The organism is Mycobacterium sp. (assembly GCF_049647605.1).
Lineage (GTDB): Bacteria > Actinomycetota > Actinomycetes > Mycobacteriales > Mycobacteriaceae > Mycobacterium.
The window spans coordinates 1-6,175 of record NZ_JBARXZ010000072.1 but is presented as its reverse complement, the minus strand read 5'-3'; the positions used below and the strand labels follow the sequence as shown (position 1 = coordinate 6,175).

Genomic DNA, 6,175 nt, shown 5'->3' with positions numbered 1-6,175 from the left:
GGCTTCGAGTTCCCCGGCGATGCCGTCGTCGGCTCCGGTGGCGGCGTTGGCGGCATGCCAGGCGCGTCGGTCAGGATCGGAGTCACGGTCGGTGGCCCGCGCCAGGGCTTGGTGAACCTTGCGGCGGGCGCCGAGGCTGGCGGCCCGGTAGGCCGCCGACCGCACCAGCGGATGACGGAACCGGATCCGCGGACCGAGCTCGATCATCCCGGCCGCCTCGGCCGGGGCCAGGTGTTCAACGCTCACCCCCAGATGTGTTGCCGCGCGCAGGAACAGTGCGGTGTCACCGACCGGTTCGGCGGCCGCGACCGCCAGCAGCTGCTGGGTGGCCGGCGGCAGCGACGTGATGCGGTGGACGTAGCTCTCCTCCACCTCGCCGGCGGCGGAGCGCACCGCAGCGCTGACGAACCCGCCGGCGAGTTCGACGGGCGAGATGTTGTGCGGTGTTTCCAACAGCGCCAACGGGATTCCGCGGGTTTCGGCGACGATGCGGTCACGGACCCGCGGATCGAGGCGGCCGACGACCACCATGTCCAGCAGCCATCGGGCGTCGCCCTCGTTCAGCCCGTGCAGGACCAGCTCGGGCAGTCCGGTCAGACGTTCGGGGCTGCCGTCGCGCACCGCGAACACCAGCGCGATCGGTTCGGCCATCAACCGTCGCGCCACGAAGCCGAGTGTCTGCACCGACACTTCGTCGAGCCACTGCGCGTCGTCGATGACACACAGGAGCGGCTGGTGACCGGCTGCGGCGGCCAGCAGGCTCAGCACCGCGAGCCCGACAAGGAACCGGTCCGGGGTGGGGCCGGCACCGCGGCCGAAGGCCACGGTGAGGGCGTCGCGCTGCGGTGCCGGCAGTTCGGCGAGGTGATCCAGCAGCGGTGCACACAGCTGCTGCAGGCCGGCGAAGGCGAGTTCCATATCGGATTCGACGCCGGCGACGGCGGTGCAGCGGAAGCCGTCGGCCAGCTGGTGCACGCAGTCCAGCAGTGCGGTCTTGCCGACACCGGCCTCCCCGCGGATCACCAGCGCCTGCCCGGTGCTGGACCGGGCAGCGGTGACGAGCTCCTGCAGCACCTGGGTTTCCCCGGCACGCCCACGCAGCTGCCGATCCTGGTTTGCCATCCCTGCACCACCGCGGTTGTCGATGTGATGACCTTAACCGCCGTGGGCTGCCGGCTCGGGTGGATGTTGCGGGACCGGCTCACTTCTGAGCTCAGGTTGCCGCACCGCCACCGTCGACGTGCAACAGCGCGCCGGTCACGAAACTCGACCGGGGGGAAGCCAGGTAGAGGACGGCTTCGGCGATCTCCTCGGGTGCGGCGGTGCGCCCCATCGGCAGGCCACGGCCGAGATCTTCGTTGGTGTCACCCCAGACCGCGGCCACGCCTTCGGTGCGGGTGGGGCCGGGTGCGACGCTGTTGACGCGGACCCCGTGTGCGGCGAATTCGGTGGCCCAGGTGCGGGTCAGGGATTCCACCGCGGCTTTGGAGGCGCTGTAGACGGATGCACCCGGAACCCCTTTGGATGCAACCAGACTCGTGACGTTGATGATGCTGCCGTGGCCGCCGGCCAGCATGCCGGTCACCAAACCTTGGGTGAGCAGGTAGGTGCCGATGACGTTGACGGCAAAGGTCCGCTCCAATGACTCGATGTCCTGCTCGACGGTCGGGGCGCCCGGGAAGAGGGCGGCGTTGTTGACCAGGATGTCGGTGTCACCGGCCTGGGCGATCAGGCTCTGGACCGAGCGCAGATCGGCCAGATCGGCCTGGATGAATTCGCCGACACCTTCGGCCGCCTTCCGGCCACGGTCGGCGTCGCGACCGCAGATGGTCACCGTCGCACCCTCCCGCGCAAACAGTCGTGCGCACGCCAACCCGATCCCGGCGGTGCCGCCGGTGATCAACGCCCGCTTGCCCTGCAATTCCATGCCCTACTCCTCACAGTCTCTGTGGGTAGGACCGGTCAGAGCCCGCAACCGTGACAGTGTCACGAATCCCCGAGTTCGGCGGTCCTCCCTGTACACAGCACGGGAGGCCGCTCGATGTTCGACGAGCACACATCATTTCTCGACCGTCTCCGGGAGCGTGACCAGCTCCTCGCGGCGGCCTACCGGCGTTGGTTTGCACCGGCAACTGCGGTGACGCCTACCGAGCAGCGTCGGATCACCGTTGCGGTGTGCTCCGCGTGCCGGGCCAACGACGTCGCAGCGCTGTGGTTGCTGCTGGCCGCCGATGTGACCGCGGTGGTGGACACCGGCGGTGCCTACCGAGTTGATCCGGAACCGCTCTGTGGTGTGGAGGCGGTGAGCCGAACCCTGCGCGGGTTCTTCGTGCCGGGTCTGGAGACGGCTGTGAACTCGGTCAACGGGGCCGCCGGTGTGCTGGTGGGGTGGCGGCAACGCGTCGTTGCGGTGATGGTGCTCGACGTCGCCGGCGGACAGGTACAGCACGTGTGGGTGGTGCTCAACCCGGACAAGTTGCGGCAATGGTCGTGAAGCTGTCACAAACGCCGGCACCGCCTGGTCATACCTCGGTGAACGAGTCTGTGGCGATAGAGGTGTTCAGCGCTGTTCGGCCGCGGCTGTTCGGGGTGGCCTACCGGATGCTGGGCAGTGTCGCCGACGCTGAGGACATCGTGCAGAACGTCTGGCTGCGGTGGCAGACCTACGACCTGAGCAAGGTCAACGATCCGACCGCATTCCTGGTCACCACCGCAGCCCGGCTGTGTATCAACGAATTACAGTCGGCGCGGGTGCGCCGTGAAACCTATGTGGGTCCCTGGCTGCCCGATCCGGTGGACACCGGCAGTGACCCAACCCTGGGTGCCGAGCGGGTGGAGGCACTGGAGTTCGTCACGCTGCTGGTGATGGAGAAGCTGCCGCCCGCCGAGCGGGCGGCATATGTGCTGCGCGAGGCGTTCGACTACCCGTACGCGAAGATCGCGCAGGTGATCCGGGCGTCCGAAGCCAATGCCCGCCAGCTGGTCAGCCGAGCGCGCAAACACATCGCCAGTGACCGGCAAGTGCCCGTCGATTCTGCGCGGCACCGGGATCTGTTGGCGGCGTTTCTGAATGCGGCGGTCAACGGTGAGATGACGGCGCTGGAAGAGCTGTTTGTCGAGGATGTGGTGAGCTACACCGACGGCAACGGCGCCCGCAATGCCGCGCGCTTTCCCGTCGTGGGGAAGACCACGGTGGCGAAGTTCATCCTGGTGTTCCGGCAACGGGTGTTCACTTCCGCGAACTTCACGTGGGTGACGGTGAACAATCAACCCGCGGTGATCGTGTCGCATCCCGACGGGACCTTCGAGACATTCATCGCTTTGACCGTGACCCCGGCGGGGATCAGTCAGGTGCTGTGGCACCGGCTCGAGGACAAGGTGAAACACCTGTTGTCGAGCGGGGCGCCGCGGTGGTCAGCGGGCGCCGGATCCGACCTTGCCCGAATCGAATCGGCTGAGTGCCCCCGTTTTGGCGAGGCCTCGGACCATGAACCAGGACAGCACCCCGGCGATGAGGGCGCCGGACAACACTGCCGTGACGGTGAAGATGGCGGCGAATTCCGTTGTGGAGCCGGGATAGTAGATGATCAGCTCGTTGATGGCCAGCGCGAGTCCGGCCACCGCACCGGACAGTACGGCGACGGGGAGGTTCCAGCGTCGGTAGAGGAACAGCGCGAACACCAGTTCCGCACCGAGGCCTTGGACGAGTCCCGACTCGATGGTCATGACTCCCCACTGGTTGCCGACCAGCGCCGACACCGTGGCGGCGATCAGCTCGCCGTACAGGGCGGCGCCGGGTTTGCGGATCACCAGTGCGGTCAGCACGCCGGCGAACAGCCAGCCGCCGCCGACCAGTCCCTGCAGGCCGGGCAGCAGGGCGATCAGAGGGGCCGAGAGGGGATTGGAGGCGATGTTCCAGAAGACGAAGACCAGGCCGGCGGCCACGGCGAGGACGCTGGCGACGACGATGTCGACAACCCGCCAGCGCAGGGCGGAACTGTTGGTGACGGTTTGTTGGTCCATGAGGACTCCTCGGGTGGGCGTGCTGCGAATCCGTCGACGGATGAGCACGGGTGAAGTGTGGTGTGGGAAGGCAGTATTCGGCGCTTGCCGAAGACGCGCTCAGGTATGACAGACAGTGTTCACGTGCATCTCCCTACGCCGGCATTACCCGGTCAGGTTCGTACGGTCGACGGCCGGTCAGCCGTCCTCTCAGCGCACTCGGTGTGCACTCCCGTGTGGTGTTGCGGTCCTCAAGTTAGCGCAGCGAGTCAGGCTTCGCCAAGTGCGTCCAGCAACGATGGAGCCCAGACCACCTCACACGACGGCCGCTCCACCATCGACGTGCAGGACGGCGCCGGTGATGGAACTCGCGCGAGGCGAGGCGAGAAACACGATGGCTTCGGCGATTTCGGACGGCTCGGCGACGCGCCCGAGCGGAACAGCTTTGTTGGTGGATCCGGTTGCGACGCAGTTGACCCGGATGCCGTGGCCGCCGAATTCCACCGCCCAGGTGCGTGTCAGGGAGGCGACGGCGGCCTGGGTCGAGTGGTGGGCAGACGCGCCCGATACCCCTCGGTCTGCGGAGCCGGACGTGACCGTGACGATGGCCCCGCCGCCGAGCCGGATCATTCCGGGGACGACGGCGGCCACCAGGTAGTACATGCCGCGCACGTTGGTGTCGAAGGCGTGGCTGTAGGAGTCGAGGTCCTGATCGATGGTCCACCCCCTCGGTGCCGCAACGGCGGTGTTCACCAGGATGTCGATCGGCTGCTGCCGCGCGAGGTAGTCGATGGCATCCAGATCGGCCAGGTCGGCGGCGATGAACCGGCTGCCCACCCCGATCTCGGCGGTTGCGCGCCGACCGCGTGCGGCATCCCGGCCGCTGATCAGCACGTGGGCGCCGGAATGCTTGAGCAGACATGCGGCAGCAAATCCGACACCGGAGGACCCGCCGGTCACCAGGGCGGTCCGTCCCGCGAGCTCGGGAGCGCTCATCACACACCACCCATCTATGGCCTCGAGACGGACATCTGACTCTGACCATCTCAGTGACGGCGGTGCGACGGACCACGGAAAACCCGTAGTCCGCCGTTGTGCGCAACTGCTGGATCCGAGAAGTCAGCATGAGAAGATTTGCTCGGTCCGCCGGCGGCAAAGGAGGTGCACTCGATCGTGACGACGATCTTCGACTGGGGTGCCGCAGGCCTGCCGGGGCGCACGGCCGAATGTCAGGCCCTGCGCCATATCGTCGCCGGTGTCCGGTCGGGACGCAGCCAGGTGCTGGTGCTGCTCGGTGAGGCCGGTATCGGCAAAACCGCGCTGTTACATCACCTGCGGGAATCGGCCGCTGAGTGCACGGTGTTGGGTGCGGTCGGGGTGGAATCCGACATGGAACTCGCCTTTGCGGGCCTGCAGCAGCTATGCGCGCCCGTGATGGGCTTCCGGTCCGGCCTGCCGAAACCCCAGCGTCAGGCACTGGAGGTGGCCTTCGGTCTCAGCGACGACGGCCCTGCGCCCAACCGTTTCCTGGTGGGGCTGGCGGTGCTGGGGCTGCTGGCCGCTGCCGCGCAGGACCGGGCGGTGGTGTGCGTGGTCGATGATGTGCAGTGGCTCGACCGCGCCTCGGCGCAGGCGTTGTTCTTTGTCGCTCGCCGGCTACAGGCCGAGGCGGTGGGCATGGTGTTCGCTGTGCGTGCACCGATCGACGGCACCGCAGGGCTGCCGACCATGACCGTCGGCGGCCTCGACGACACCGACGCGCGGACGGTGCTGGAGTCGGCGTTCCCGGGACGCCTCGACGCGGCAATACTCGACCGGATCGTCGCCGAAGCACGGGGAAATCCGTTGGCGCTGTTGACGGCTCCGAGAGACGTCGCCTCCGATCAGGCGCCCACCGAGAGCGCCGACATCGAGGCGCACTACCGGGCGATGATCGAAGACCTGCCTTCCGATACCCGGATGTCCCTGTTGGTCGCCGCTGCGGAGCCGGTGGGCGATCCGGCCCTGCTGTGGCGGGCGGTGGCGCACCTGGAGCTGCAACCCGCGGTGATGACGCCCGCCCATGAGCTCGGCGTGATCGCTGTCGGCACCCGGGTGCAATTTCGCCACCCGCTGGCGCGCTCCGTGGCCTATCGCTGCGCCACTGCCGAACAACGGCGCACCGCCCATGGCG

General features: G+C 67.9%; 6 protein-coding genes, 1 pseudogene and 1 riboswitch. Of the genes and pseudogenes, 3 read left to right on the top strand and 4 right to left on the bottom strand.

Going from position 1 to position 6,175, the window contains the following annotated elements; all coding sequences use genetic code 11:
- Together WBB07_RS09090 and WBB07_RS09085 are read right to left on the bottom strand one after the other, a co-directional pair.
- Positions 1-1,122, bottom strand: a 1,122-nt coding sequence (locus WBB07_RS09090) for an AAA family ATPase (RefSeq protein ID WP_526306816.1), incomplete at its 3' end; no start/stop codon positions are given.
- A 91-nt stretch (positions 1,123-1,213) separates the two neighbouring features.
- Complete coding sequence (locus WBB07_RS09085) at positions 1,214-1,927, bottom strand: SDR family NAD(P)-dependent oxidoreductase (RefSeq protein ID WP_526306814.1); 714 nt, start codon at positions 1,925-1,927, stop codon at positions 1,214-1,216.
- Between the two features lie 114 nt (positions 1,928-2,041).
- On the opposite strand from WBB07_RS09085, the gene WBB07_RS09080 reads away from it, so the two are divergent.
- Both WBB07_RS09080 and sigJ read left to right on the top strand, forming a co-directional pair.
- Positions 2,042-2,494 carry a hypothetical protein gene (locus WBB07_RS09080; protein WP_526306812.1) on the top strand — a complete coding sequence of 151 codons (453 nt, stop codon included), beginning with the start codon at positions 2,042-2,044 and terminating at the stop codon, positions 2,492-2,494.
- Positions 2,485-3,378, top strand: a pseudogene (gene sigJ, locus WBB07_RS09075) (RNA polymerase sigma factor SigJ); the annotation flags it as partial. The gene WBB07_RS09080 and the pseudogene sigJ, both read left to right, overlap by 10 nt.
- A 36-nt stretch (positions 3,379-3,414) precedes the next feature.
- Here sigJ and WBB07_RS09070 read toward each other — a convergent pair.
- Positions 3,415-4,023 (bottom strand): ECF transporter S component, encoded by a 609-nt coding sequence (locus tag WBB07_RS09070; RefSeq protein ID WP_526306818.1) that lies wholly within the window; start codon positions 4,021-4,023, stop codon positions 3,415-3,417.
- A 113-nt stretch (positions 4,024-4,136) separates the two neighbouring features.
- Positions 4,137-4,248: riboswitch (TPP riboswitch) on the bottom strand.
- Between the two features lie 69 nt (positions 4,249-4,317).
- On the bottom strand, positions 4,318-4,998 hold the full coding sequence (locus WBB07_RS09065; RefSeq protein ID WP_526306810.1) for an SDR family NAD(P)-dependent oxidoreductase: 681 nt from the start codon (positions 4,996-4,998) through the stop codon (positions 4,318-4,320).
- A gap of 177 nt (positions 4,999-5,175) precedes the next feature.
- Between WBB07_RS09065 and WBB07_RS09060 the strand changes: the two genes are divergently transcribed.
- Positions 5,176-6,175, top strand: a 1,000-nt coding sequence (locus tag WBB07_RS09060) for an AAA family ATPase (RefSeq protein WP_526306808.1), incomplete at its 3' end; no start/stop codon positions are given.

What these genes read in the sequence shown, in the direction of transcription:
- WBB07_RS09085 (WP_526306814.1), bottom strand. Translation starts at nt 1,927, where the DNA reads ATGGAATTGCAGGGCAAGCGGGCGTTGATCACCGGCGGCACCGCCGGG.
- WBB07_RS09080 (WP_526306812.1), top strand. Translation starts at nt 2,042, where the DNA reads ATGTTCGACGAGCACACATCATTTCTCGACCGTCTCCGGGAGCGTGAC.
- WBB07_RS09070 (WP_526306818.1), bottom strand. Translation starts at nt 4,023, where the DNA reads ATGGACCAACAAACCGTCACCAACAGTTCCGCCCTGCGCTGGCGGGTT.
- WBB07_RS09065 (WP_526306810.1), bottom strand. Translation starts at nt 4,998, where the DNA reads ATGAGCGCTCCCGAGCTCGCGGGACGGACCGCCCTGGTGACCGGCGGG.